At 42.6% G+C, this 209-nt stretch carries 1 pseudogene; it reads left to right on the top strand.

The annotated features are described in order from the left end of the window. Positions 1-69 precede the first annotated feature (69 nt). Positions 70-209, top strand: a pseudogene (locus tag H5161_RS19975) (transaldolase family protein); the annotation flags it as partial.

Genomic DNA, 209 nt, shown 5'->3' with positions numbered 1-209 from the left:
CTGCTTGAGAATATTGTTAACCGCTACGTATAAGGACATCGCCTCGGTTTTAAAGCCGAGGCGTACATCATTATGAACTTGTTAGAACAACTCAAAAAAGTAACCACGGTCGTTGCCGACAGTGGCGATGTAGAGTCAATCAAAGCCCTACAACCGGTTGATGCAACAACCAATCCTTCGTTAATTTTACAAGCTGCAAAATTACCTCA

It is taken from the genome of Pseudoalteromonas sp. SG43-5 (genome assembly GCF_014164345.1).
Classification (GTDB): domain Bacteria; phylum Pseudomonadota; class Gammaproteobacteria; order Enterobacterales; family Alteromonadaceae; genus Pseudoalteromonas; species Pseudoalteromonas distincta.
Note: the sequence above shows the minus strand (reverse complement) of the source record. Positions and strands in the feature narration are given on the sequence as shown.